Below are 22,362 nucleotides of genomic sequence, written 5' to 3'. Positions count from 1 at the left end.
CATTCCCCGGCCGTATCCTTGATCGAATGGAGACCGAACGGCTGATCATGCGCAGATGGCGCGAGGAGGACCGGGAGCCCTTCGCGGCCATGAACGCCGACCTCGAGGTGACGGAGCACCTACCCGGCACGCTCACCCGGGAGCAGAGCGACGCCATGGTGGACAGGATGGAGCGGGACTTCGACCGGCACGGCCACGGGCTGTGGGCGCTGGAGGTGCGCGACAGCGGGCAATTCATCGGTTTCACCGGCCTGGCCCTGCAGACCTTCGACGCGCCCTTCCTGCCCGCCTGGGAGATCGGCTGGGGGCTGGCGCGCCCGGCCTGGGGCCACGGGTACGCCACCGAGGCGGCCAGGAAGGCCATCGAATACGCCTTCACCGAAGCGGGCCTCGACGAGATCATCTCCATGACGGCCGAGGGGAACCTGCGCTCGCGGGCCGTGATGGAGCGGCTCGGGATGACGTACGAGGCGGACTTCGACCATCCGCGGCTCCCGCCGGACAGCCCGGTCCTGCGTCACGTCCTCTACCGGCTCAAGAGCTCGTAGTCTTCGGGCCCATGAGCGCCTCGCGCGGGCCGGCCGCCTGCATGCCGGGCGGAGCGGCGAGGAGGCGAGTATCGTGATCGGGTCCCTGCTCCGTGGCCGCGATGACGAGGTGACAGTGCACTTCCAGCATTCTGCCGACATCTGGCGGGACTTCCCCGAGCTCGCTGCCGGAGTGATCTTCGCGCCCGGCATCACGGGGAACGTCCCGGTCGACGACCGGCTCGCGCGCTTCGGTGAGATCGCCGCGAAGCGGCTCGCGACCGCCTCGGAGGGCGAGCTGCCGGAGATCCAGGCGTGGCGCCGGGCGTTCTCGAAGATGGGCCTCAAACCGACCCAATACCGGTGCGCGTCGGAGTCGCTGCTGCGCCGCTTCAGGAAGGAAGGCGCGCTGCCGCGCCTGCACCCCCTGATCGACCTCTGCAACGCGGTCTCCATCGCCTACGCGATCCCGGTGGCGGTGTTCGACCTTTCCCGGATCTCCGGATACGTCGAGGTGAGGTACGCCGCCGGCGACGAAACGTACCTGACCTTCGCCGGCGACACGGAACACCCGCCGGCCGGAGAGGTGATCTTCGCGGACGCGGCGGGCAGGGCGCACGCCCGCCGCTGGACCAACCGTCAGAGCGGCCACTCGGCCGTCCGCGACACCACCACGGACGTCCTGATCGTCGCGGAGGCCCTGCACGGTTCGGCCCAGGACGACATCGAGTCCCTGACGGCCACGCTCGTCGACGAGCTGATCGCCCTCTGGCCCGTCACCCCGAAATCGGCCCTTCTGCGCCCGTCCGCGCCACGGTTCGCGACGTGATGCCGTACAGGATGGCGTCGGCGAGCGCGGCGGCCTGATCGGCGGGTGAGAACAGCTCGGGGCAGGCCGGCCACGTGGCGGCGGTGCCGTTCACCGAGGTGATGATCGCCAGAGCGGCGGCCTCCGCCGAGATCCCCTCGCGCAGCGCCTTACCTTGACTTGCCAGCACCGAGGGACAAAATGGTACATTCATTGCTAAAAGCCGACAAACCACTCTTCTGGAGGCTCTGTGAGCAGGATAGTGAGCCTGGCCGCGTCGGTCGACGGCAGGCCTACGCTCGAGCAGGTTGACGAGTTGTTGATCGAGCTGCGGCTGATGCCCCGCGATCAGGACGTCGCCGGGCTGATCGACGACCTCCTGGATTACCGGTTGCTGGTGGCTGCCGCCTGACCTCGTGTGGTGGTCCCGATATCCGGCGAAGATCGCCTCGCCCTGCGAGGGGCGGCCGTCCGGTGCGCCGGCCAGGCGCATGCCTCCGACGTGAATCGGATCGACCTCGCCTGACCAGCGCATTCTCTTACGAGCTCACGGCGTTATTGCGTGCTCCCGAACGGGCGGCCTTGCTGGCCGCCCTGCTGCCCAGTCTGTCCCATTCCCATCGAGACGCCGAAGGGCTGTCCCTGCTGGCCGCTGCCGCCGCCGACGAGTTCGAGCAGGCGCGTCTCGACGTAGCGCTCGGTGTGGTGGGACTTGTCCGCGATCCGCTCGACGAGATCGTTGACGTTGCGGGCGAAGTCGAGATCCGAGGGGCTGACCTCGGCGAACTGGTCCAGAATCCGATATCTGATCTGCTGCCAGTTCTGCCGCAACTGCTGCTCCACCTGCTGGGCCTGCTGCTGCTCCATGAGCCGTCCTTTCTAGTCGGAATCGCCGTGAACCTACCCTTCGTATCCGGTCAATTACGTCTCGTGCTGCTAAGGACCCTTTAGATCATTTGAGGGTGCTCATGACCCGCTGGGGGCCGTGGTGATGGCGCGGTTCCGGAGCGGGCTGGAGTAGACGACGCTGGTGGTGACGGAGCCCAGCCCGGCGATCCGGCCGGTGGTCCGTTCCAGGTGGCGCATGGACCCGGCGAGCACCTTCAGCACGAAGCAGTCCTCGCCGGTTACGTGGTGGGCCTCGATGATCTCGGGCGTGGTGGCGATCAGGTCGTGGAACGGCCGGTAGTTGCCGGTCGGATAGCGCAGCCGGACGAAGGCCAGGATGCCGAGCCCGAGGCGTTCGGGGTCCACGACGGCGGAGTAGCCGCTGATCACGCCGCTCTCCTCCAGCCGCCGGACCCGTTCGGTGACGGCGCTGGCGGACATGGAGACCGTCCGCGCCAACTCGGCGTAGCTGGCGCGCCCGTCGCGTTGCAGGGCCTCCAGGATGCGCATATCGGTCTCGTCAAGGGAAACATCGGCCATGTCCGGTGTTTACCATGAAATTCACGGCGACAGGGGGATAGCGCCGTTGGACCTCCATTCCGCCGCGAGGTTACCGCCCGTAGCGTCTTGGCCATGACCGACACCACCATGACAAGCCCGGCCTTGCGGGTACCGCCGGCGGCTCCCGCCGAGGCCGCCGCCTTCTTCACCGCGCGCCTCACCTTCCAGGCCGACGTCTCCGACGTGCATGCCTCGCTCGAGTCCGGCAACCCCGGCTTCGTCCTGGTCGACTCGCGCGCCGCCGCCGGGTGGGAGCAAGGCCGAGTGCCGGGCGCGGTACACCTGCCCACCGCCGACATCCCGGCCCGCGCCGCCGGTCTGCTGGATCCGGCGGTCCCCGTCATCACCTACTGCTGGGGGCCGGGCTGCGACGGCGCCACTCGCGCGGCACTCGCCCTGGCTCGGCTCGGCTACCGGGTGAAGGAGATGATCGGCGGCATCGAGTACTGGATCCGCGAGGGCTTCCCGGTCGAAACCGCGACCGGCGCCGAGCGGCACGTCCCCGACCCGCTGACCGCGCCGATCGGATCCGTCACCTGCGCGTGCTGAACAACGCCGGACGGCCGGGCCGCCTGCCCGGCCGTCCATGATTTCTTTCGCGGACAGCCGCCTGCGCGCGGCACCGGCCGTCCCGGCTGAATCCAGGAAATCTTTTCCGCAACCGCATGGCCCGCCGCGCGTCCGCGAATGCGAGTAAAACCGGAGCCCCCGTACAGTGCCGATTCAACTGAAGAGCGGGCGAAACAAAGGCGTAACACCGCGCGAATTCGAGTTGCACCACAGCTTCACGCCTCGTGTAGCAGATCTGCTGCTCGGGCTCTTGTTCGCCGCCCTGACCAGGGTTAGAACTGACTGACCGGCGCGTGCGGCCGGGATTCCATTTCCCATCGGAGGTTTTTCGAATTGTCTCGGGAAACTCTGCGCGGCGGCCGCGTGGTCATTGTCGGAGGCGGCGTGATCGGCACCTCAATCGCTTTTCATCTGAGCGAGCGCGGATATCGCGACGTCACGGTGATCGAGCGCGGCCTCGCCGGGGAGGGCGCCACCGCCTACGCGACCGGGGGCATCAGGCACCAGTTCTCCTCGCGGGTGAACATCGAGCTCGTACGGCGGTCACTGCCGTTCTGGCTCGACTTCGCCGGGCGCACCGGGTCTCCGCTGGACTTCCGGCAGCACGGCTACCTGTTCCTGATCTCCGATCCCGCCATGCTCGCCACCTTCGAAGCCAGCGCGCGGCTGCAGCGCTCGCTCGGCGTCGACGTCGAGGCGCTCGACCCATACCAGGCCGCGGAGCTGTTCCCCGGCATCCGGACCGACGACCTGGCCGGCGCGACGTACACGGCCGGCGACGGCTCGGCCTCACCGAGCGACGCCGTGGCCGGTTACCTGCGCGGTTCCCGGCAACGCGGGGTGGAGCTGCGGCAGCGTACCGAGTTCCTGGGGCTGCTCACCGATGCCGGCGGCGCGGTGCGCGGAGCCCGTACCAGTGCGGGAGACATCGAAGCCGAGCTCGTGGTGCTGGCCGCGGGTCCGCAGGCGCGGGCGGTCGGCCGGTTGTGCGGGGTGGACGTCCCCGTCTCTCCGCATCCCCGGCAGGCGTTCGCCACCAGACCTCTGGACGGCCTGCACGGAGACCTTCCTCTGGTGGTCGACCTCGCCACCGGCGCCTACGTGCATCCGGAGCCGGCCGGCACGGCCATCGTGGGCGGAAACGACCGGGACGCGCCCAGCAACGACCTCGCCACAGTGGACTGGTCGCGCGTCGACTCACTCGCCGCCGCGCTGTCACACCGCTTCCCGGCCCTCGACGGGCTGGAAATCGTGCGCGGCTGGGCCGGTCTGCGTGAGATGACCGCCGACGACCACGCCATCGTCGGCCCCGTCGACGAGGTCCCCGGCCTGTGGGTCGCGGCCGGATTCTCCGGGCACGGCTTCATGCAGTCACCGGCCGTCGGCGCTGCCCTGGCGCAGTGGTGGCTGGAGGGTGCGCCCCCGCTGGATCTCACGCCGCTGCGCCCGTCGCGGTTCACCGACCAGCTGACGCCTGAGCTGGAGACGGCCGTCTTCTAGTGCCGGCCGCGGCGGCCACCGGCCCCGCCGAACGACCGGCCGGTCTCCTGACCCGACCCCGTCCCCCCCGCCGCGAGGTAACTCCTGGAAGGATCCCACCATGGCAGCAGAAGCACCACCGGCGACCTCGCCCGCCGCCCCCGTGCTGTCCCACTCGACCGCGATGCGCGCCGCGCGCGCGAGCTTCACCGGCACCGCGATCGAGTGGTACGACTACTTCCTCTACGGCAGCGCGGCCGCCGTGGTCTTCCCCCATGTCTTCTTCGCCGAGCTGGGCGACACCGCCAGCGTCCTGGCATCGCTGGCCAGCTTCGGCGTCGCGTTCTTCTTCCGGCCCCTGGGCGGCATCCTGTTCGGCCATCTGGGCGACCGGCTCAGTCGCAAGCAGGCCCTGGTGACCACCCTGCTGCTGATGGGACTGGGGACCTTCGCGATCGGCTGTCTGCCGACCGTCGGCCAGGTCGGCCTGCTCGCCCCGATCCTGCTGATCGTGCTGCGCATGATCCAGGGCGTCGGCCTCGGCGGCGAGTGGGGCGGCGCGGCACTGCTCGTCGTCGAGACCGCGCCGGCGCGACGCCGGGGGCTCTACGCCTCGGCCTGCCAGCTCGGCGTGCCCGCCGGTCAGCTGGCGTCCTCCGGAATGCTGGCCGTGTTCTCCCTGCTGCCAGAAGAGGACTTCCTGGGCTGGGGCTGGCGGGTGCCGTTCCTGTTCAGCGGGGTTCTCGTGATCGTGGGCCTGTACATCCGCGCGAGGCTTCCCGAGCCACCCGAGTTCCAGGCGATCAAGGAAGCCAACGAGCAGCCGAAGCTGCCGATCGCCGAGGTGCTCCGCCACGCGAAGAAGCCGACCCTCCTGCTGATCTTCGTCCAGGCCGCGGCCACGATCGGCTACTACCTGTTCACCGTTTACTCGCTGTCCTACGTCAAGAACACCCTGCACCTGCCTCAATCGTGGGCGTTGACCGGGGTCCTGATCGGGGCGGCGATCCTGCTGTTCGCCATGCCGGCGTGGGCGGCTCTGTCGGACCGCGTGGGACGCCGCCCCGTGTACTTCGCCGGAACGCTGTTCCTCGCGCTGTTCGCGGTGCCGTTCTTCTGGCTCCTGGACACCCGTGACCCCGTCCTGATCGCGCTGGCGATCGTGCTGGCGCTGGTCTTCGGGTATGGCCCGACCGGCGCACTCAACAGCGCCCTCTACGCTGAGCAATACCCGACGCGCTACCGGTACACCGGCGCCTCGGTCGCCTACCAGTTCTCCAGCGTCGTCGCGGGCGCACCGGCCGCGCTGGTGGCGACCGCGCTCGTGACGGCCACCGGAACCGGCCTCTCGGTGGCCTGGTACGTGATCGGCGCGGCGGTCATCTCGCTGGCGTGCATCGCGGCGTTGACGGAGACCAGCCGGATACCTCTGACCAAGGAGTGAGCATGGCCGACATCGGGATCGTCATGCTGGACAACCGCATCCCCCGCCCGCCGGGGGACGTGGGCAACGCGGCCAGCTTCCCGTTCCCGGTCGCCATGGCGGTGAGCACCGGCGCGGACACGCGCCAGGTGGTCGAAAACCACGCCGCCGGGCTGCTGCCCGCCATCACCGCCACCGCCAAGGAGCTGGCCGATGGCGGCGTGTCGGCGGTGACGACCTGCTGCGGCTTCCTCGCGGTGTTCCAGCAAGAGCTCGCCGACTCGCTGGAGGTTCCCGTCGCCACCTCCAGCCTGCTGCAGGTCCCGCTGGTGCTGCGGACCCTCCGCCAGGACCAGGTGGTCTGCGTGCTCACCGCCAACGCGGCCACACTGACCGATGCCCACCTGCGGGCAGTGGGCGTCGGCGCGGACCTGCGGCCACGCGTCCACCTCGCCGGCCTGGAGCGCACCGAGCACCTGTACCCGGTGCTCACCGGGGAGATCGAGAACCTCGACGTCGCCCGCGCGGAGGGCGAGGTGGTGGCGGCGGCGCGAGCCGCGATCGCGCAGCGGCCGGAGATCGGCGCCTTCGTGTTCGAGTGCACCAACCTCCCGCCCTACGCCGCGGCGGTGCGGGCGGACACCGGGCGGCCTGTCTGGGACGCACTGAGCCTCATCGGCTGGCTGCATGCGGGGACCGTTCAGCCATGCTGAACATGGTCCACCTGCAGACGTTGCAGGCCGTCCTGGCGACGGGCTCCCTGAGCGGAGCGGCGAAAGAGCTCGGTTACACCACGTCCGCCGTCTCCCAGCAGATCGCGACCCTGGAGCGGACACTCGGGGTGCGGCTGTTCGAACGTGGAGCGCGCAGCCTGTGGCCGACCCCCGCCGCCGTCCAGATGGGACGGCATGCCGCCGCGATCCTGTCCCGGCTCGGCGAGGCCGAGGAGGACATTCGCGGATACGCGGGTGGTCAGCGGGGACGACTCCGCGTCGCCGCGTTCGCGACGGTCGGCGCGCAGGTGCTGCCCAAGGCGCTGGCCCGGCTCGTCACCCGTTTTCCGGAGGCGGAGCTGACCTTGCAGTACGACGGCGGACCGCCCCAGGTGGCACAGGCGGTGTGCGAGGGGCGGGCGGATCTCGGCCTGGTCTTCGAATACGAGCTCGTGCCCGAAAGCTGGCCCGGCGAGCTGCGCACCTGCCCCATCCTCGACGAGGAACTCGTGGTGATCTGCGGACGCCGGCAGCACACCCGCGACGAGCTCCACATCGATCTCGCGGAATTGTCGGACGCGATCTGGGTGGCCAACAGGGAAGATTCTCCCGGTTACGAGAATTTGCTGCGGCTGTGCGCGCAGTCCGGGTTCAAACCGGAGATCAGATTCACCAGCAACGACTTCGACGTCATCCGCGGAATCGTCCGGGAAGACCTCGGCGTCGCGATCGTGCCGGCCCTCGCGCTCGGCATCGACCGCGCCATCACCATGCGCCGGATGCGCTCGGACGGTCCCCGCCGCAAGGTGCTGGCCGCCTACCGGGCTACCGACCCGAACCCGTTGGTGCCCGCGGCCGTCGATGCGATCCGGGAGGCCGCGGCGGAGTTCGTGGACTGGACCACGCAGGCATTCGGCGTCCGTGTGGACTCCCCACTCGCCGCCACCCTCAGATCCGCTTGACTCTCATCCGCATTCTGTACTGAGTTCGCCGGCCACGTAGGCGTCGATCTCACGCCGCGCCTGCGCCCGCTCCTCCGGCGTGAACCGGGCCGCGACCGCTTCCCGATCCCACACTCCTTCAGGTTGGCTACCTGAGCTCCCTTCAGGGTGTCTATCAGGGGTTGCCCCCGAGTTGGGCCGGCCTCGGCAAGCAGGTCGATGGCCTCGATGATCCGGAGCTGACTGGCCCGGTCGAGACCCTGGAACCACTCCCAGAGTTCGTCGGTCTTGTGGATCTCCCATGCCACCCTTTTTTCTATACGTCTACGTATTCCGAGGGCGGCAGAAAACGGTCTCCGGTGGCACCTGGCGGGAGCTGGTTTTCCTACCTGGCCAGGGTCAGCAGATCTTGTAGTCGTACCGCGCCGAGTTGTACGGGCAGGAGTCGATCAGCTTGCCAGACGCGTTCCGCAGGTAGGCGGTGTCTTTGGCCTGGTTCCAGATGTAGGCGAAAGTTCCCCCGCTCCTGTTCCAGTAGCGGGTGGTGGTGGTGTTCTTGCCCTTACCGGTCCGCAGGGTGACCGTCTTCCCGGCTCCGAGAGTGAACGTGCCGAATGTGTAGACGTGATCCGACCGGTTCGTCTTGTCGCGCAGGGTCCAACCCTTGAGGCTGATGGCCTTCTTGGTGGTGTTCTTGATCTGCGCGTATTCGCCGTTCAGGCTGCTGTTCGCGCCGAAGTCCGGCGAGCCCGGGGAGTCGTAGTAGATCTTGGTGAACTGGATGGCCGGGCCTGCCGCGTAGGCGGGCTGGGAGACGACGACCACGCCGGCGGCTAACGCGGTGGCCGTCAGCAGAGAGCGGATACGCACAGGGATGCTCCTGGTATGGGGGAAATTGTCTGAATCGATAATATTTGTGGCAGTAGATGCGGATGGACCGTTCCCTTATCGGTTTGGCATCTGATGTGCCAGACGATTTACGGCGCTGCGGCGCGAATACTCGGCGGCGCGATGGTCAGTCCGGCGCTGAGAGCGAGCGCACCCGCCCTGCCGTGATCTCCCCGTCTGCCTGCGATCCACTGATCCCAGCGGAGGATCAGTCCCACCAGCGCAGAACGGCCCGGCACCGATTACGGTGCCGGGCCGTTCTGTTACCTCTCTGTTCCTTCTGACGTTGCTCAGCAACTACAAACAACGACAACTAACGACAAAGTTTTCCCAGCTCAGCACCGATTTTCCAGAAGATCGCCGAGGCCGGGAAACCCCGCCGTCACACGTCGTAGTAGAGCTCGAACTCGTGCGGGTGCGGACGCAGCCGGATCGGGTCGACTTCGTTCTCCCGCTTGTACGAGATCCACGTCTCGATCAGGTCAGGCGTGAACACGCCGCCCTCGAGCAGGTAGTCGTGGTCCTCCTCCAGCGCGTTGAGCACGTCGGTGAGGGAGCCCGGCACCTGCGGGATGTTGCGGGCCTCCTCCGGCGGCAGCTCGTAGAGGTCCTTGTCGACCGGCTCCGGCGGCTCGATCTTGTTGCGGATGCCGTCGATGCCCGCCATCAGCATGGCCGCGAACGCGAAGTACGGGTTGCAGGACGGGTCCGGCACGCGGAACTCGATGCGCTTGGCCTTCGGGTTGGAACCCGTGATCGGGATGCGGACGCAGGCCGACCGGTTGCGCTGGGAGTAGACCAGGTTGACCGGTGCCTCGTAGCCCGGGACCAGGCGGTGGTAGGAGTTGACCGTCGGGTTGGTGAAGGCCAGCAGCGACGGGGCGTGCTTGAGCAGGCCGCCGATGTAGTAGCGGGCCGTGTCCGACAGACCGGCGTAGCCGACCTCGTCGTAGAACAGCGGCGAGCCGTCCTTCCACAGCGACTGGTGGCAGTGCATGCCGGAGCCGTTGTCACCGAAGATCGGCTTGGGCATGAACGTGACCGTGTGGCCGTATTCGAGCGCCGTGCTCTTGATGACGTACTTGTAGAGCATCAGGTTGTCGGCGGTCTTGAGCAGCGTGCCGAACTTGAAGTCGATCTCCGCCTGACCGGCGGTGCCGACCTCGTGGTGCTGCATCTCGACGTCGATGCCGCACTCGATGAGGTTGCGCACCATCTCCGAGCGCAGGTCGGTGAAGTGGTCCATCGGCGGGACCGGGAAGTAGCCGCCCTTGTAGCGCGGCTTGTAGCCCAGGTTGCCGCCCTCGGTCGCCTTGCCGGTGTTCCAGGCGCCCTCGATCGAGTCGATGTAGTAGTAGCCGGCGTTCTGCTTCGTCTCGAAGCGGACGTCGTCGAAGATGTAGAACTCGGCCTCGGGACCGAAGTAGACGGTGTCGGCGATGCCGGTGCCCCTGAGAAATTCCTCCGCCTTGCGCGCCACGTTTCGCGGGTCCCGGCTGTAGGCCTCGCCGGTCAGCGGGTCGTGCACGAAGAAGTTGATGTTGAGCGTCTTGTGCTGGCGGAACGGGTCCAGTACGGCGCTGGTCGGATCAGGCAGCAGGAGCATGTCGGACTCGTGGATCTGCTGGAAGCCGCGGATCGACGAGCCGTCGAACATGAGCCCGTCAGTGAAGACGCTCGCGCTGAAGTTCTCTACCGGGAAGGTGAAGTGATGCGTCGTCCCCGGCAGGTCGGTGAACCTGACATCGACGAACTGCACCCCTTCGTCACTGATGAACTTCAGGACGTCGTCGGCGGAGTTGAACACTCTCGAACCTCCCTGGGGACTGGCCATCATTCCGACGCTAGGACTTGGCCGTTTCCGTATGGTGTCTCGATTGTTTCGCACGTGTTACGCAGGATCAGGTGCCCTGCGACACCTGACAGCCGTCGTCGCTGCTCGGCTCGTCCTCCAACATATAAGGGTCAACGGGCGATCCGGTGGCTGCCACCTTGTCCGGCGGCGAGTCGTCGTAGTACGGGTGAATGTAGCCGTCCACGACGTCACAGCGGGCGGGTGCCGGGCTCGCGCCCCAACCTTCCACCCAGACTATGAGCCGACCGGACTCGCGGTACAGCCGCACCGCGCCGGTGGCATGCGTGACCACCCTGATGGTGGTGCGCGGCTGTCCCGGGCGGTGCACCGCGTAGACGATCAGGTGGTTCAGCTTCACCTTGACTCCGCGCCTGCCGTCCTCCTCGAACGTGTCCAGCGTCGCCCGCCCGCGCACTTTGATCACGTCGGTGGTGAGCTCGGCCGTTCTCGGCGCGAAGCTGTTCACGATGAAGCGGGTGGGGCTCTCTGGGTCGTCCAGCCCTTCGCGGAACCAGTCGCGCTGCTCGCGGTCCAGCAACCTGATGAAGGCGTCCGGCCGGCCGCCCAGAAGCGTCTTCTTGTCGAGATAGGCGGCGGCCAGCAACTCGCGCGTCCGCTCCAGCCCCATGACCACGTCCTTCTTCGGCAGCCCGCCCAGCGCCTTCGCCTCCGGCATCACGAATCCGGCGATTCCGTCGGCGTACTCCTCCGCCGGAGAGTCGGCGAACGGAGCCGCCATCTGCATGGGCGCCACCACCGGCATGGTCTCCTCGCGTATTGAGCCCGAGGGTGCGATCAGGTCGGGGCGGAAGGTCACCACCACGCCGGCGGCCGCGATCAGCGCCGTGATCGTGGCCATCGCGAGCCAGGCCCGCCCGATCCGGCGCGGCGGCCTGCCTAAGTGATCACTCCAGCCGTCCGGCGAGCGGTCGCCCCGGCCGGGCGGGCGTACTGAACGGCTCCTGAGCCCCGTTCTGGCCTCTCTCTTGGCAGCGGCCCGCATCTTGCGCTGTTCGTCGGCGTCGATCTGCCCGACCAGCTCGTTGAACCGCTTTTCAAGGTCATCCCCGTGTGGCATGGCGTACATCGTGGCCGCCCCAGAGCGCGGTTGGGTCACAATGCGGACCGCCGCACCGGGCGGCTACCGTGGAGGGCATGAGCAGCAAGGAGCCTCGGTGGACGCAGACGTGGCTGGGCGGGGTCAGGTCCGCGGGGGTTGATCTCGGATACCCGGGCGAGCGCCTTGGCCTGCCCGAGGAAGGCAGCGGGTCGATCGCCGGTTGGGGCCGCAGGATCGCCGCACTGGTCATCGACTGGATGATCTGCACGTGGGTGATCGTGCAGCTGCTGCTCGGGATGAACCCGGCCGAGTCGCCCTGGGCGCCGGTCGCCGTCTTCGCCGTCCAGTACCTGATCCTGGTCGGGTTCATGGGGCAGACGTTCGGGCACCGGCTCGCGGGGATCAGGGTCGCCGCGATGGACGGTGGCAACCCGCGACTGTTCCCCGTGCTGGTGCGCACCGTGCTGCTCTGCCTGGCGTTGCCCGCCTTGATCTGGGACCGCGACCACCGCGGCGTACACGACCGCGCGTCCAACACGATGGCCGTTCGCATGTGACATCCAAGTTAAAAACCGTACCGGGTTCAAAAACGAACCCGGTACGGTTTATGCTGTCCGCATGATGATGGCGGGGCTCAGGGAGCGGAAGAAGGAGCAGACGCGGCGGCGGATCGCCGAGGTGGCGCTGCGGCTGTTCGACGAGCGCGGCTACGAGGCGGTGACCGTCAATGAGATCGCCGAGGCGGCCGGGGTTGCCAAGGTCACGCTGTTCACCTACTTCCCGGCCAAGGACTGCCTCGTCACCGACGGGGTGAAGGACGACTTGGCGGCGATCGTGGCCGGGCGCGGCGAGGGGTGCTCGCCGATCGGCGCCCTGCGCCGGCACTACCGCTCGATGGCCGCCCAGGGCATGGGTGCGGTGGACGTCGAGGCGCTGCTGGCCAGGGTCCGGGTGATCGCGTCGAGTCCGGCCCTGATGGGCGCGCTGCACGGCGTGCGCATGAGCGAGCGCTACGAACTGGCCGCCGTGCTCGCAGAAGGGCGTGAGAACGATCTGACGGCGCAGCTCATGGCCGCGCAGATCGCCGCCGCCGTCACCACGCTCCAGGAGGTGTTCTTCCAGCGCATCGCCGCGGGGGAGCCGCCGGAGGAGGCGGGCAGGCGGCTGGCGGACGACGTCGAGCTGGCCTTCGACCTCCTCGAACACGGCTTCTCATCAATAAAGGAGGAAAAATCGTGAAAAAAGGCATCAACTACGACACGGGGTTCCTGCCGGGCGACGACCTGTCCAGAAAGACGTTAGACGCCGACACAGTCGCCCGCGAGATGCGCGTGATCGCCGAAGACCTGCACTGCGAGGTCGTCCGGATCTCAGGGGGCGATCCGGAGCGGCTGAGCGTGGCGGCCGAGCGGGCCGCCGCCGCGGGCCTGGAGATCTGGTTCGCGCCCTTCCCGGTGGATCTCACGCGGGAGGAGATGCTCGAGCTCTTCGCCGACGCGGCCGCGCGCGCCGAGTCGGTACGCCGCTCCGGCGCCGAGGTCGTCCTGGTCACCGGCTGTGAGATCACCGCCTTCGGCAAGGGCTTCATCGACGGCGACGGCTACGGCGAGCGGCTCAACACCCTGATGAACGCCGACATGGCATGGTGGACGTCCCTGATGCGGGTGATGCCGGGCTTCAACGCCTACCTGGCGGAGGTGGCCGAGACCGTGCGGCCGCTGTTCGGCGGCCGGATCAGCTACGCCTCGGCACCGTGGGAGCAGGTCGACTGGGCGCCGTTCGACGTGGCCGGCGTGGACGCCTACCGCGCCGCCTACAACGCCCACGACTTCGTGGACGAGCTGCGTGCCCACTTCAAGCACGGCAAGCCGGTCGTGGTGACCGAGTTCGGCACCTGTCCGTACGAGGGTGCGGGGGAGCGCGGGGGCGGGGCCTGGGTGGTGCCGGACGGCGCGGTGCGTGACGAGGGCGAGCAGGTCCGCTACTTCAACGAGCTGATGGACATCTTCGAGAAGGAGGGCGTGGAGGCCGCCCTGTGGTTCACCTTCGCCGCCTACGGCCGGAGCGGCGAGGCCGACCTCGGCTCATACGGCGTGATCACGATGCTCGACGACACCCGGTGGGAGCCCAGGGAGATCTTCCACGCCATGGCCGCTAGATATTCGCGCCGCTGAAAATGGCCGTGCCCGGGATGTGGCGGCCGCGGAGCGGGCTCCAGCCACCCCACACCCGATCGTGCCCCTCGGGCCACTCCGGCTCCAGCAGGCCGGTGATGGTCAGCCCGGAAGCGGCCAGCAGGTTGACCCAGTCGCCCAGCGTCCGGTGGTGTTCGACGTACGTGACCGTGCCGCGTTCGTCCCGCTCCTCATAGGGGGAGCGGTCGAAGTAGGACCGGTCGGACGTCAGCCCGCGCGGCCCCGGGTCGTCGGGGAAGGCCCATCGGATCGGATGGCTCACCGAGAACACGAACCGGCCGCCCGGCCTGAGCACCCTGCGCACCTCGCGGAAGACCGCGAGCGGATCGGCCACGAACGGCAGCGCCCCGAAAGCCGAGCAGGCCAGGTCGAAGGCGTCCGCGGTGAACGGCAGCGACTCGGCGTCGGCCTGCACCACCGGGACGTGCGTCCCGGTGTCGAGGTCGATGCGCTGGGAGTGGCGCAACTGGCGGTGCGAGATGTCGAACGCCGCCACCTCGGCACCCTGCGTCACCAGCCACCGCGCGCACTGCGCCGCGCCGCAGCCGATCTCCAGCACGCGCCGGCCGCGCACCTCGCCGAGGAGGTGCGCGTCGGCCTCGTCCACGCCTTCGGGGCACCACACGAACCCGCTGTCACGCAGGAACGAGCCGTGCTCGAGCTGGTAGTCGTCGGCGTTGCCGTCCCACCAGCCGCGGTTGGCCCGCGACGAGAGCGAGATCACTAGCGCATCTTGGGGCCGCGCGGCATGCGGGCGCCCTTGGGCATCGGGCCCTTGGGCAGCGGCATGTTGCGCGGCAGGGAGCGCAGCCGGTCCTTGACCTCGTTGACCGCGGGCTTCTTCAGGTTGCGCGGCAGCTTCATGATGTGGCGCTGCAGCTTGCCGAGCGGCACCTGCCCCTCGCCGTCGCCGCACTGGATGTCGTAGATCTCGATGCCCAGCACCACCCGCGCGACCCGCTTCTTCTCGGCCGCCAGCATCTTCCCCACCCGGTTGCCCGGCCCTTCGGACACCAGCACGACGCCCGGATGGCCGACCACGAGATGGACGAGGTCCTGGTCACGGTTGACCGCGATGGCCGGGGTGACCTGCCAGTTGCCCCGCATGCCCTGCAGCACCGCGGCCGCGGCACCGGTCTGGCCGTGCAGGATGGAGTATTGCGCCCGCTGCGCGAGCTGGCCGAACACCACCAGACCGACTGTGAGCGCGGCCAGGATGCCGATGAACACCGAATACCACAAATAGTCCGTGACCAGGCCGATCACGACGACCACTGCCAGCGTGCCCACCGCCGAAAGGAAGACGAGTGGCATCCCCTTGGGATTGGCCTGCTTGATGATCTGCGCGATCATGCGGAGCTGCTTGATGCGCCCCGGCTTCTCTTGGTCCTCGGACTTTGCCATGCTCAGAAGAATACAAACCAACTGGTGCAGTATGGAAAACGCGACCCCGTCATTTTGCGCCTCTAGATCTTCACGGTGGCTGAAAGGCGGGGGTCGGCCACGTGGCGGCCGGCCTCGACGGCGTACTCACCCTCCACTGTACGCCAGCCGTCCTGCCACACCTGGAAGGCCCGCTCGGGCAGGAAGACGGTGGTGAGCACGGTCTGCCCCGGCTCGGCCGCGACCACGTCGAACCCGGCCAGCCGCCGCTCGGCCCCGTTGGAGACGTAGATCTGCACGACCTCGCGCCCCGGCCGGTGACCGGTGTTGGTCACGGCCACCGTCACCGCCGTCCCGTCGGCGGAGATCGAGTCGTACGACCAGGTCGTGTATCCGAGGCCGTGCCCGAACCAGAACGCCGGCGCCCGCCCTGACCGCTGCCAGGCCCGGTACCCGATGAACACCCCTTCGTCGTACGCCACCGCCCCGTCCACGGGCGTCACGCCGGCCACGGGAGCGTCTTCCAGGCGGCGCGGCCAGGTCGTGGGCAGCCGGCCGCCCGGCTCGGCGTCGCCGAACAGCACGCCGGCCAGCGCCGTCCCCGCCTCCTGCCCCGGGAACCAGGTGAGCAGCACCGCCGCCACCTCATCGGCCCACGGCATCTCGACCGGCGAGCCGGCGTTGACCACGACGACCGTGCGCGGGTTGGCGCCGGCCACCGCGCGGATCAGCTCGTCCTGGCGTCCGGGCAGCTTGAGGTCCGTACGGTCGAAGCCCTCGCTCTCCACCTCCGGCGTGGTCCCGGCCACGACCACCGCCACGTCGCACTCCGCCGCCACGCGTACCGCCTCGGCGATGAGCGCCTCCTCGCCCGGGCTCGGGTCGGCGTGGCCGAGCGTGAAGGAGATGAACACCATGCCCTTGAGCGCGCCTGCCGCATGCGTCACGGTCAGCTCATACGCCTCGCCGGCCCGCATCGGCACGCTCATGCGCCGCTCGGGCGGCGCCATGAACGCCGCGGCGGGGTCGCCGCCCGGCAGGTCGACGGTCCCGTCGAAGAGGGTCTCGCCGTTGACGGTGACGGTGAACGCGCCCACTCCGGCGACGGACAGCTCGTGGGCGCCGGACATTCCAGGCGTGTACGTGGTCAGCAGCCGCACCGCCTTCAGCCGGTCGCCGTCCACGCCGGGCGGGAGCTGCCCGAGCCAGCGGGCCTCGCCGGTGGCCAGCGGATGCTCGGCCAGCACGCCGCCGTCCGCGTCCAGGAACTGGGCCCTGGTGGGAGAGGGGATCGGGGACAGACGGACCCGGGGATCGGTGCCGAGGGCGTACCGGACCTCGGCGCGCTCACCCAGGCCCTCCAGGGGCGAGACGATCCGGTCGGGGAAGACCTGGGCGCTGCCGCCGCCCATGACGCGGGCCTCACCGGCGGCCGCGCCGATCAGGGCGATCGTGCGCACGCCCTGGAACGGCAGGATGCCGTCGTTGGTGAGCAGCGTGAACCCGCGGGCCGCCACCTCGCGCGTCAGCGCGACCCCGTCGACCGGCGTGGGGGAGGGGGCGGCGCCGCCCCGCAGCGCGCCGGTCCGGTGGGCCAGGCGCAGGATGCGGCGGACGTGGTCGTCGACGACGGACTCCGGCACCCGCCCCTCGCGCACCGCCGCCTCCAGCCGCTCGCCCCACGGCCCGGACGGTCCCGGCATGGCGACGTCGGTCCCGCCCATGGCGGCGGGCTCGGTCGAGCGCACCGCCGTCCAGTCCGACACCACCAGCCCGTCGAACCCCCACTCGCTCTTCAGCACCCCGTTGACCAGCTCCGAGTGCTCGGTCATGGTGGTGCCGTTGACGGAGTTGTAGGCGGTCATGACGGCCCACACGCCGGCCGCCACCACCCGCTCGAACGGCCTGAGGTACACCTCCCGCAGCACCGCGTCCCCGACCCGGACGTCCACGGTGAAGCGGTCGGTCTCGAAGTCGTTGGCCACGAAGTGCTTGGCCGTGGCCGCCACGCCGCCCTCCTGCACGCCCTCGACGTACGCGGCCCCGACCTCGCCCGTCAGGTACGCGTCCTCGGAGAAGCACTCGAAGTGCCGGCCGCCGAGCGGGGAGCGGTGCAGGTTGATCGTGGGGGCGAGCAGGACGTGCACGCCCTTGCGCCGGGCCTCCTGGGCCAGCAGCCGCCCGGCCCGTCTGGCCAGGTCCAGATCCCACGTCGCGGCGAGCGCGGTCGGGCTCGGCAGCGCGATCGAGGGGTCGGCGGAGCTCCACTGCTCGCCGCGTACGCCGACGGGGCCGTCGCTCATCACGAGCCGGTCGAGGCCGATCTCGGGGACGGGTGGCAGGGACCACATGTCCATGCCGGTGAGCAGCCGGATCTTGGTGCCGAGGTCGAGCTGGGCGATCAGTTCGTCGAAGTCCACTCGCCCAGTCTCACCAGAAAACCGAGTGCTCAATAGGTTTGTTATCTGAGCGTTATAAAGAGAAGGGCTCCAGCAGCTCGGGCACCAACGCCTCGGGAGCCACGTCAGGCGCTCCACGGCCTCCGCCCGGTAGCGACCGGCAGGCGGCAGACATGAAGGAGCCCCGGGCGGCGCGCGCCCGGGGCCCTCTCGCATCGCCTCGACACGGGGCGTTGGCCGGCCGTGACTAGATGATCACCCGAGAGCGCAGGTCATTCGCCTGCTTGTAGAGCTTGCCGGCCCGATAGGACGAGCGGACCAGCGGTCCCGACAGCACGCCGGCGAACCCGATAGCCTCGGCCTCGGCCTGCAGCTCGACGAACTCCTCCGGCTTGACCCAGCGCTCCACCGGGTGGTGGCGGGGCGTCGGCCGCAGGTATTGGGTGATCGTCAGCAGGTCGGTGCCGGCCGCGTGCAGGTCGCGCATGGCCTCGACGATCTCCTCGCGGGTCTCGCCCATGCCCAGGATCAGGTTGGACTTGGTGACCAGCCCGGCCTCGCGGGCCATCGTGATGACCGCGAGCGAGCGGTCGTAGCGGAACGCCGGGCGGATGCGCTTGAAGATCCGCGGCACCGTCTCGACGTTGTGCGCGAACACCTCGGGCTTGCTGGAGAAGACCTCCTCCAGCTGGTCGCGGTTGCCGTTGAAGTCGGGCACCAGCAGCTCGACGCCGCAGCCGGGCAGCAGCGCGTGGATCTGCCGCGCGGTCTCGGCATAGAGCCAGGCGCCGCCGTCGGGCAGGTCGTCGCGGGCCACGCCGGTCACGGTGGCGTATTTCAGGCCCATCTGCTTGACCGACTCGGCGACCCTGCGCGGCTCGTCGCGGTCGTATTCCTTCGGCTTGCCCGTGTCGATCTGGCAGAAGTCGCAGCGGCGGGTGCACTGGTCGCCGCCGATGAGGAAGGTCGCCTCGCGGTCTTCCCAGCACTCGTAGATATTGGGACAGCCCGCCTCTTCGCAGACCGTGTGCAGGCCCTCCCGGCGCACGAGCGATTTGAGCTCGGTGTATTCGGGGCCCGTCCTGAGTTTGGTCTTGATCCACGGGGGCTTGCGCTCGATAGGGGTTTCGGCGTTACGCACCTCCAGGCGGAGGAGCTTTCGGCCTTCAGGAGCAACGGTCACCGCTCCAGCTTACGTCTCCCGGTGAACCGGCCCGTTCAAGGGTCAGGTGATGAGACCGAAGCCGCGGATCGCGCGGGTGTAGTGGGCGAGCAGTTCCTCGTCGATCCGCGCCGACTCGCGCGTACCGAGCAGCTCCGAGTGCGGGGCGGAGGTGAGCACCCCGTCGTCGGTGAGCCGGAACCTGGCCAGCGCGCTCTGCCTGATCGCCGCCACGCTCTCGCCGCGCAGCGCCGCCGCCTGCATCGGCGCGAGGTACCCGCCGCCGGCCGCCAGCTCGGCCAGCTCCGCCAGCTCGGCCTCCGACGCGACCCGCCGGGCGAGCGCCCGATGCCGGGCCAGGGTACGGCTCTCGCCGGCGCGGGCGAGCCTGGTCAGCGCGTACCTCAGCAGCAGCACCGGCCCGCCGAGCACCCGCCCCACCAGGCGGCCGAGGAACCCCGCCACCTCGTACGTGGTCCCGGGCTGGTCCGCGACGCCCAGCGAGGCAGCCGTGATCTTGGTCTGCGCTTCTTCCCTGACCCGCAGCGGCCCGGCCTCCAGCAGCGCGTCGCGCCAGGCCTCGAGCGTGTCCAGGGCGCCGCTCACGATCAGCTCCTCACCGGTCGGGATCCGCGCGTACGCCGTCGCCAGCAGGGTCACCCGGTGCTTCGGGGGCAGCGCCAGCCATAGCGGCAGCCCGATGACCAGCATCGGCCTGCGCAGCGGGCCCACGCGGTGGTAGCGCGTGTCGGTCGCCAGGTCCCTGATCGCGACCTTGTCCGGCCGCCGCACACCGATCTTGGCGGCCACGCGGCCGGCGACGGCGTACAGCTCACCGGCGGAGGAGCGGCCGAGGACCTCGGCGTCGGCGGGCAGGCGGTCCAGGCGGGGCCGCAGTATCCAGCCGATGGCCAGGCTCAGGCCGCCGAGCAGCCACGCGAGCGGGGAGCCGGCGTGGGCCAGGATGGCCCACGCGCCCAGCGCGACGAAGCCCAGCGTCATCAGATGCACCACGAGCGCGAGGACGAGAGCGAAGAGGCGCGTCACACGGGCGATCGTAAGCCGGAGTCATCCGATTTCCACCGCCACCAGATGCCGATTCGGTTACCGCCGCAGAAGGTCCTCTTCGTGCAGTTCGACGGCCTCCATGCCGAGGGCTTCGGCCAGCCGTTTCTCCGCGATCGGCATGACCTCCTCGACCACGATGCGGCGCCCCGTCTCCGCCGACAGCGAGGAGACGCCCACGTCGGTCAGCCCACATGGCGCGATGCGGTTGAACCAGCGGGGATCGTTGGCGCAGTTGAGCGCGAAGCCGTGCATGGTGACGCCGCGCGAGACGCGGATGCCGACAGCGCCGAGCTGCCGGTCGGGCAGGCCCAGGCTGGGGTCGCCGATCGCCCAGACGCCGCCGCGGCCGCGCACCCGCCGGGCGGTGACGCCGAAGTCGGCGCACACCTGGATCATCGTCTCCTCCAGGCGGCAGGCGTAGGTGATCACGTCGGTGACGCCGCCGACGATCGGGTATGCCACGAGTTGCCCGGGACCGTGCCAGGTGAGGCGGCCGCCCCGGTCGACGTCGATGACCGGGGTGCCGTCGGACGGGCGCTCGTGCGGGGCGGTGCGCTTGCCCGCCGTGTAGACGGGCGCGTGCTCGAGGATCAGGACGGTGTCGGTCAGCTCGCCGGCGACTCGCTTGCCGTGCACCCAGCGCTGCAGCGACCAGGCCTGCTCGTAGGGAACGTCGACGCCGAGGCGGACGATGGCCAGTGCGTGGGGATCGTCCCCGTGGATGGGGCGCATGAGCCTATTGTGCCGTTCCCTCACCCTTGAAGGGAAATTCAGGGTGTCAGCAGCCGGGGCTCGATCCGGAACTCCTTGACCTCGCCCGCCCCGTCGAGCTCGATCCGGTAGGCGTAGCCCGCCGGATCGACGGTCACCGCCTGGATGAACTCCGTGCCCACGTAGTGCAGCGCGACGCCCTCGTCGGCGGCGTAGCCCCCGGGCAGCTCGCCGTCGGCCACCGACCGCTGCAGCAGCCGGCGGCGCTGCGGCTCGGAGTTGTAGTGCACGCCGCACGAGTAGGGCAGCAGCGCCAGCCCTTCGGACCACACCCGCAGCTCGGGGCCGAAGGAGTCGGTGTTGCCGCCGACGTGCCAGCACAGCGCGCCCGCGCTCTGCCCCGACAGCACCACCCCGGCCCGCCACGCCTCTTCGAAGGCCTCGTCCAGGCCGTGCAGCCGCCACAACGCCATCAAGTTGGCCACGCTGCCACCACTGACATAGATCATGTCCTGGTCCAGGATCCACGCCCGGGCATCGTCCACATTGGGCATCGGGAACACCGTCAGGTGACTCAGCTCGACGTCCCAGCCCGCGAACGCCCCGTACATCTTCAGCAGCCAGTCCGCGGAGTCACCCGTCGCGGTGGCGAGCAGGCCGAGCTTCGGCCGGTCCTGACCGGTCAGATCAAGGCCGTAACGCAGCAGCGGGCTCGCCTCGTAGAAGCTGTAGCGCTTGCTCGGGCGGAAGGAGCCGCCCCCGATCGCGAGAATGTGCGACTGCCCTGACCGAGTCATGTCAAGAATCTCCCCACCTGCCAAAGAACCGACGGCCACTAGAGTACGGCGCGCAGCGCCTCGTCGAGGTCGGTATGGGCGAAGCGGTAGCCGCTGTCGACGAGTTTCGCCGGCAGGATGCGATGCCCGGGCAGCAGCGCCTCCCGGGCGAACTCGCCCATGCCGAGAGAGAGCGCGAACGCCGGCACGGGCATCGGCATCATGCTCTTACGCAGGGCTTTCGCCAGTGCGCGAGTGAACTCGGCGTTGGTGACGGGGGAGGGCGAGGTGAAGTTGACCGGCCCCACCACATCCCGATTTTTCATGACATGTAGCGCCGCTCCCACCCAGTCGTCCACGGTGATCCACGACCAGTACTGCTTCCCCGATCCGAGCGGCGCCCCCAGCCCCATCTTGAAGATCGGCAGCATCCGCGCCAGCGCCCCGCCGCGCCCGCTCAGCGCCAGCCCCGTACGCAGCTGCACGGTCCTGATCCCCGACTCCCCGGCCCGCCCGGCCTCGGCCTCCCACCGCTCGCACAGGTCCGCCAGGAACCCCGTGCCCTTGCCCTGGCGCTCGTCTATCACCCGGTCGCCGGTATCGCCGTAGAAGTCCACTCCGGACGCGGACACGAGCACCTCGGGCGGCCTGCCCAGCTCGCGCAGGGCGTTGACGAGGACCCGCGTGCCGGTGACGCGGCTGTCGAGGAGCTCCCGCTTGTACGCCGCGCTCCACCGCTTGTCCGCAATCGGCGCCCCGGCCAGGTGCACCACGGCCTGTGCGCCTTCGAGCGCGGCCAGGTCGACGACGTCCTCGGCCGGCTGCCAGTACGCCTCGCCGGGGTCGCGGGGCTTCCTGCGTACCAGCCGCACGACCTCTTGCCCATCGGCCCGCAACGCCTCGACCAGCGCCGTCCCCAGCAGCCCCGAGGCTCCCGTCACGATGATCGCCATGC

At 69.3% G+C, this 22,362-nt stretch carries 25 protein-coding genes; 11 read left to right on the top strand and 14 right to left on the bottom strand.

Features of this window, described 5'->3' with window-relative positions; translation table 11 throughout:
• Positions 1 to 26: 26 nt before the first annotated feature.
• Both ACTMTI_RS16205 and ACTMTI_RS16200 read left to right on the top strand, forming a co-directional pair.
• The gene (locus ACTMTI_RS16205) at positions 27 to 548 is read left to right on the top strand and encodes a GNAT family N-acetyltransferase (RefSeq protein WP_441121151.1); all 522 of its coding nucleotides are present in this window, start codon (positions 27 to 29) and stop codon (positions 546 to 548) included.
• A gap of 73 nt (positions 549 to 621) precedes the next feature.
• A complete protein-coding gene (locus ACTMTI_RS16200) occupies positions 622 to 1,356 on the top strand; it encodes a B3/B4 domain-containing protein (protein WP_441121150.1) in 735 nt (244 codons plus the stop codon).
• Here the strand turns inward: ACTMTI_RS16200 and ACTMTI_RS16195 are convergent.
• The gene (locus tag ACTMTI_RS16195; protein ID WP_441121149.1) at positions 1,304 to 1,525 is read right to left on the bottom strand and encodes a hypothetical protein; all 222 of its coding nucleotides are present in this window, start codon (positions 1,523 to 1,525) and stop codon (positions 1,304 to 1,306) included. The two genes, ACTMTI_RS16200 and ACTMTI_RS16195, sit on opposite strands and share 53 nt — an antisense overlap.
• A 60-nt stretch (positions 1,526 to 1,585) precedes the next feature.
• Here ACTMTI_RS16195 and ACTMTI_RS16190 point away from each other — a divergent pair, with 60 nt between their 5' ends.
• Positions 1,586 to 1,747, top strand: coding sequence for a hypothetical protein (locus tag ACTMTI_RS16190; protein WP_441121148.1), 162 nt, complete (start codon positions 1,586 to 1,588; stop codon positions 1,745 to 1,747).
• 143 nt (positions 1,748 to 1,890) lie between these two features.
• Here the strand turns inward: ACTMTI_RS16190 and ACTMTI_RS16185 are convergent, their stop codons facing one another.
• Entirely contained in the window at positions 1,891 to 2,202 is a 312-nt protein-coding gene (locus ACTMTI_RS16185) for a hypothetical protein (protein WP_441121147.1), read from the bottom strand.
• A 99-nt stretch (positions 2,203 to 2,301) separates the two neighbouring features.
• Entirely contained in the window at positions 2,302 to 2,763 is a 462-nt protein-coding gene (locus ACTMTI_RS16180; RefSeq protein ID WP_441121146.1) for an Lrp/AsnC family transcriptional regulator, read from the bottom strand.
• Positions 2,764 to 2,856: 93 nt separating this feature from the next.
• Here ACTMTI_RS16180 and ACTMTI_RS16175 point away from each other — a divergent pair, with 93 nt between their 5' ends.
• The 5 genes from ACTMTI_RS16175 (at position 2,857) to ACTMTI_RS16155 (ending at position 7,931) form a co-directional block, all read left to right on the top strand.
• A complete protein-coding gene (locus ACTMTI_RS16175) occupies positions 2,857 to 3,333 on the top strand; it encodes a rhodanese-like domain-containing protein (protein ID WP_441121145.1) in 477 nt (158 codons plus the stop codon).
• A gap of 384 nt (positions 3,334 to 3,717) precedes the next feature.
• On the top strand, positions 3,718 to 4,854 hold the full coding sequence (locus ACTMTI_RS16170) for an NAD(P)/FAD-dependent oxidoreductase (RefSeq protein WP_441121207.1): 1,137 nt from the start codon (positions 3,718 to 3,720) through the stop codon (positions 4,852 to 4,854).
• Positions 4,855 to 4,954: 100 nt separating this feature from the next.
• Entirely contained in the window at positions 4,955 to 6,277 is a 1,323-nt protein-coding gene (locus ACTMTI_RS16165) for an MFS transporter (RefSeq protein WP_441121143.1), read from the top strand.
• Between the two features lie 2 nt (positions 6,278 to 6,279).
• On the top strand, positions 6,280 to 6,969 hold the full coding sequence (locus tag ACTMTI_RS16160; RefSeq protein ID WP_441121142.1) for an aspartate/glutamate racemase family protein: 690 nt from the start codon (positions 6,280 to 6,282) through the stop codon (positions 6,967 to 6,969).
• Positions 6,963 to 7,931, top strand: a complete 969-nt coding sequence (locus ACTMTI_RS16155) for a LysR family transcriptional regulator (protein ID WP_441121141.1) — start codon at positions 6,963 to 6,965, stop codon at positions 7,929 to 7,931. The genes ACTMTI_RS16160 and ACTMTI_RS16155 overlap by 7 nt, the downstream gene beginning before the upstream one ends.
• A 378-nt stretch (positions 7,932 to 8,309) precedes the next feature.
• On the opposite strand, the gene ACTMTI_RS16150 is transcribed toward ACTMTI_RS16155, so the two are convergent.
• The 3 genes from ACTMTI_RS16150 to ACTMTI_RS16140 all read right to left on the bottom strand — a co-directional run bounded on the left by ACTMTI_RS16150 (position 8,310) and on the right by ACTMTI_RS16140 (position 11,731).
• Positions 8,310 to 8,780 carry a lamin tail domain-containing protein gene (locus tag ACTMTI_RS16150; RefSeq protein WP_441121140.1) on the bottom strand — a complete coding sequence of 157 codons (471 nt, stop codon included), beginning with the start codon at positions 8,778 to 8,780 and terminating at the stop codon, positions 8,310 to 8,312.
• Between the two features lie 400 nt (positions 8,781 to 9,180).
• The gene (glnA, locus tag ACTMTI_RS16145; protein WP_441121139.1) at positions 9,181 to 10,605 is read right to left on the bottom strand and encodes a type I glutamate--ammonia ligase; all 1,425 of its coding nucleotides are present in this window, start codon (positions 10,603 to 10,605) and stop codon (positions 9,181 to 9,183) included.
• Positions 10,606 to 10,699: 94 nt separating this feature from the next.
• Positions 10,700 to 11,731 carry a hypothetical protein gene (locus tag ACTMTI_RS16140; protein ID WP_441121138.1) on the bottom strand — a complete coding sequence of 344 codons (1,032 nt, stop codon included), beginning with the start codon at positions 11,729 to 11,731 and terminating at the stop codon, positions 10,700 to 10,702.
• A 77-nt stretch (positions 11,732 to 11,808) separates the two neighbouring features.
• On the opposite strand from ACTMTI_RS16140, the gene ACTMTI_RS16135 reads away from it, so the two are divergent.
• The 3 genes from ACTMTI_RS16135 (at position 11,809) to ACTMTI_RS16125 (ending at position 13,887) form a co-directional block, all read left to right on the top strand.
• Positions 11,809 to 12,270 carry an RDD family protein gene (locus ACTMTI_RS16135; RefSeq protein ID WP_441121137.1) on the top strand — a complete coding sequence of 154 codons (462 nt, stop codon included), beginning with the start codon at positions 11,809 to 11,811 and terminating at the stop codon, positions 12,268 to 12,270.
• 61 nt (positions 12,271 to 12,331) lie between these two features.
• Positions 12,332 to 12,952, top strand: a complete 621-nt coding sequence (locus ACTMTI_RS16130; protein WP_441121136.1) for a TetR/AcrR family transcriptional regulator — start codon at positions 12,332 to 12,334, stop codon at positions 12,950 to 12,952.
• Positions 12,949 to 13,887 carry a hypothetical protein gene (locus ACTMTI_RS16125; protein ID WP_441121135.1) on the top strand — a complete coding sequence of 313 codons (939 nt, stop codon included), beginning with the start codon at positions 12,949 to 12,951 and terminating at the stop codon, positions 13,885 to 13,887. The genes ACTMTI_RS16130 and ACTMTI_RS16125 overlap by 4 nt, the downstream gene beginning before the upstream one ends.
• Here ACTMTI_RS16125 and ACTMTI_RS16120 read toward each other — a convergent pair.
• The 8 genes from ACTMTI_RS16120 to ACTMTI_RS16085 form a co-directional block, all read right to left on the bottom strand.
• Positions 13,868 to 14,632 (bottom strand): class I SAM-dependent methyltransferase, encoded by a 765-nt coding sequence (locus tag ACTMTI_RS16120; protein ID WP_441121134.1) that lies wholly within the window; start codon positions 14,630 to 14,632, stop codon positions 13,868 to 13,870. The genes ACTMTI_RS16125 and ACTMTI_RS16120 overlap by 20 nt on opposite strands.
• The gene (locus tag ACTMTI_RS16115; protein ID WP_441121133.1) at positions 14,632 to 15,312 is read right to left on the bottom strand and encodes a DUF4191 domain-containing protein; all 681 of its coding nucleotides are present in this window, start codon (positions 15,310 to 15,312) and stop codon (positions 14,632 to 14,634) included. Before ACTMTI_RS16115 ends, ACTMTI_RS16120 begins: the two co-directional genes overlap by 1 nt.
• A 62-nt stretch (positions 15,313 to 15,374) precedes the next feature.
• Positions 15,375 to 17,711, bottom strand: a complete 2,337-nt coding sequence (locus ACTMTI_RS16110; RefSeq protein ID WP_441121132.1) for a beta-glucosidase family protein — start codon at positions 17,709 to 17,711, stop codon at positions 15,375 to 15,377.
• Between the two features lie 226 nt (positions 17,712 to 17,937).
• Positions 17,938 to 18,873 carry a lipoyl synthase gene (gene lipA, locus ACTMTI_RS16105; RefSeq protein WP_441121131.1) on the bottom strand — a complete coding sequence of 312 codons (936 nt, stop codon included), beginning with the start codon at positions 18,871 to 18,873 and terminating at the stop codon, positions 17,938 to 17,940.
• Between the two features lie 42 nt (positions 18,874 to 18,915).
• Positions 18,916 to 19,899, bottom strand: coding sequence for a hypothetical protein (locus ACTMTI_RS16100; RefSeq protein WP_441121130.1), 984 nt, complete (start codon positions 19,897 to 19,899; stop codon positions 18,916 to 18,918).
• Between the two features lie 57 nt (positions 19,900 to 19,956).
• On the bottom strand, positions 19,957 to 20,652 hold the full coding sequence (gene lipB, locus ACTMTI_RS16095; RefSeq protein WP_441121129.1) for a lipoyl(octanoyl) transferase LipB: 696 nt from the start codon (positions 20,650 to 20,652) through the stop codon (positions 19,957 to 19,959).
• Between the two features lie 38 nt (positions 20,653 to 20,690).
• Entirely contained in the window at positions 20,691 to 21,428 is a 738-nt protein-coding gene (locus tag ACTMTI_RS16090; protein ID WP_441121128.1) for a Type 1 glutamine amidotransferase-like domain-containing protein, read from the bottom strand.
• A gap of 38 nt (positions 21,429 to 21,466) precedes the next feature.
• Entirely contained in the window at positions 21,467 to 22,360 is an 894-nt protein-coding gene (locus ACTMTI_RS16085) for a TIGR01777 family oxidoreductase (RefSeq protein WP_441121127.1), read from the bottom strand.
• Positions 22,361 to 22,362 lie beyond the last annotated feature (2 nt).

The organism is Nonomuraea sp. H19 (assembly GCF_052068215.1).
In the GTDB taxonomy this organism is placed as follows: Bacteria; Actinomycetota; Actinomycetes; order Streptosporangiales; family Streptosporangiaceae; genus Nonomuraea.
This window is presented reverse-complemented; position numbering and strand designations above follow the sequence as displayed.

Bases quoted from the DNA above. Each gene is read 5' to 3' on its own strand.
- ACTMTI_RS16115 (WP_441121133.1), bottom strand. From the start codon at position 15,312: ATGGCAAAGTCCGAGGACCAAGAGAAGCCGGGGCGCATCAAGCAGCTC.
- ACTMTI_RS16205 (WP_441121151.1), top strand. From the start codon at position 27: ATGGAGACCGAACGGCTGATCATGCGCAGATGGCGCGAGGAGGACCGG.
- ACTMTI_RS16130 (WP_441121136.1), top strand. From the start codon at position 12,332: ATGATGATGGCGGGGCTCAGGGAGCGGAAGAAGGAGCAGACGCGGCGG.
- ACTMTI_RS16155 (WP_441121141.1), top strand. From the start codon at position 6,963: ATGCTGAACATGGTCCACCTGCAGACGTTGCAGGCCGTCCTGGCGACG.
- lipB (WP_441121129.1), bottom strand. From the start codon at position 20,652: ATGCGCCCCATCCACGGGGACGATCCCCACGCACTGGCCATCGTCCGC.
- ACTMTI_RS16185 (WP_441121147.1), bottom strand. From the start codon at position 2,202: ATGGAGCAGCAGCAGGCCCAGCAGGTGGAGCAGCAGTTGCGGCAGAAC.
- ACTMTI_RS16140 (WP_441121138.1), bottom strand. From the start codon at position 11,731: ATGCCACACGGGGATGACCTTGAAAAGCGGTTCAACGAGCTGGTCGGG.
- ACTMTI_RS16180 (WP_441121146.1), bottom strand. From the start codon at position 2,763: ATGGCCGATGTTTCCCTTGACGAGACCGATATGCGCATCCTGGAGGCC.
- ACTMTI_RS16135 (WP_441121137.1), top strand. From the start codon at position 11,809: ATGAGCAGCAAGGAGCCTCGGTGGACGCAGACGTGGCTGGGCGGGGTC.
- ACTMTI_RS16160 (WP_441121142.1), top strand. From the start codon at position 6,280: ATGGCCGACATCGGGATCGTCATGCTGGACAACCGCATCCCCCGCCCG.
- ACTMTI_RS16165 (WP_441121143.1), top strand. From the start codon at position 4,955: ATGGCAGCAGAAGCACCACCGGCGACCTCGCCCGCCGCCCCCGTGCTG.
- ACTMTI_RS16175 (WP_441121145.1), top strand. From the start codon at position 2,857: ATGACCGACACCACCATGACAAGCCCGGCCTTGCGGGTACCGCCGGCG.
- ACTMTI_RS16090 (WP_441121128.1), bottom strand. From the start codon at position 21,428: ATGACTCGGTCAGGGCAGTCGCACATTCTCGCGATCGGGGGCGGCTCC.
- ACTMTI_RS16085 (WP_441121127.1), bottom strand. From the start codon at position 22,360: ATGGCGATCATCGTGACGGGAGCCTCGGGGCTGCTGGGGACGGCGCTG.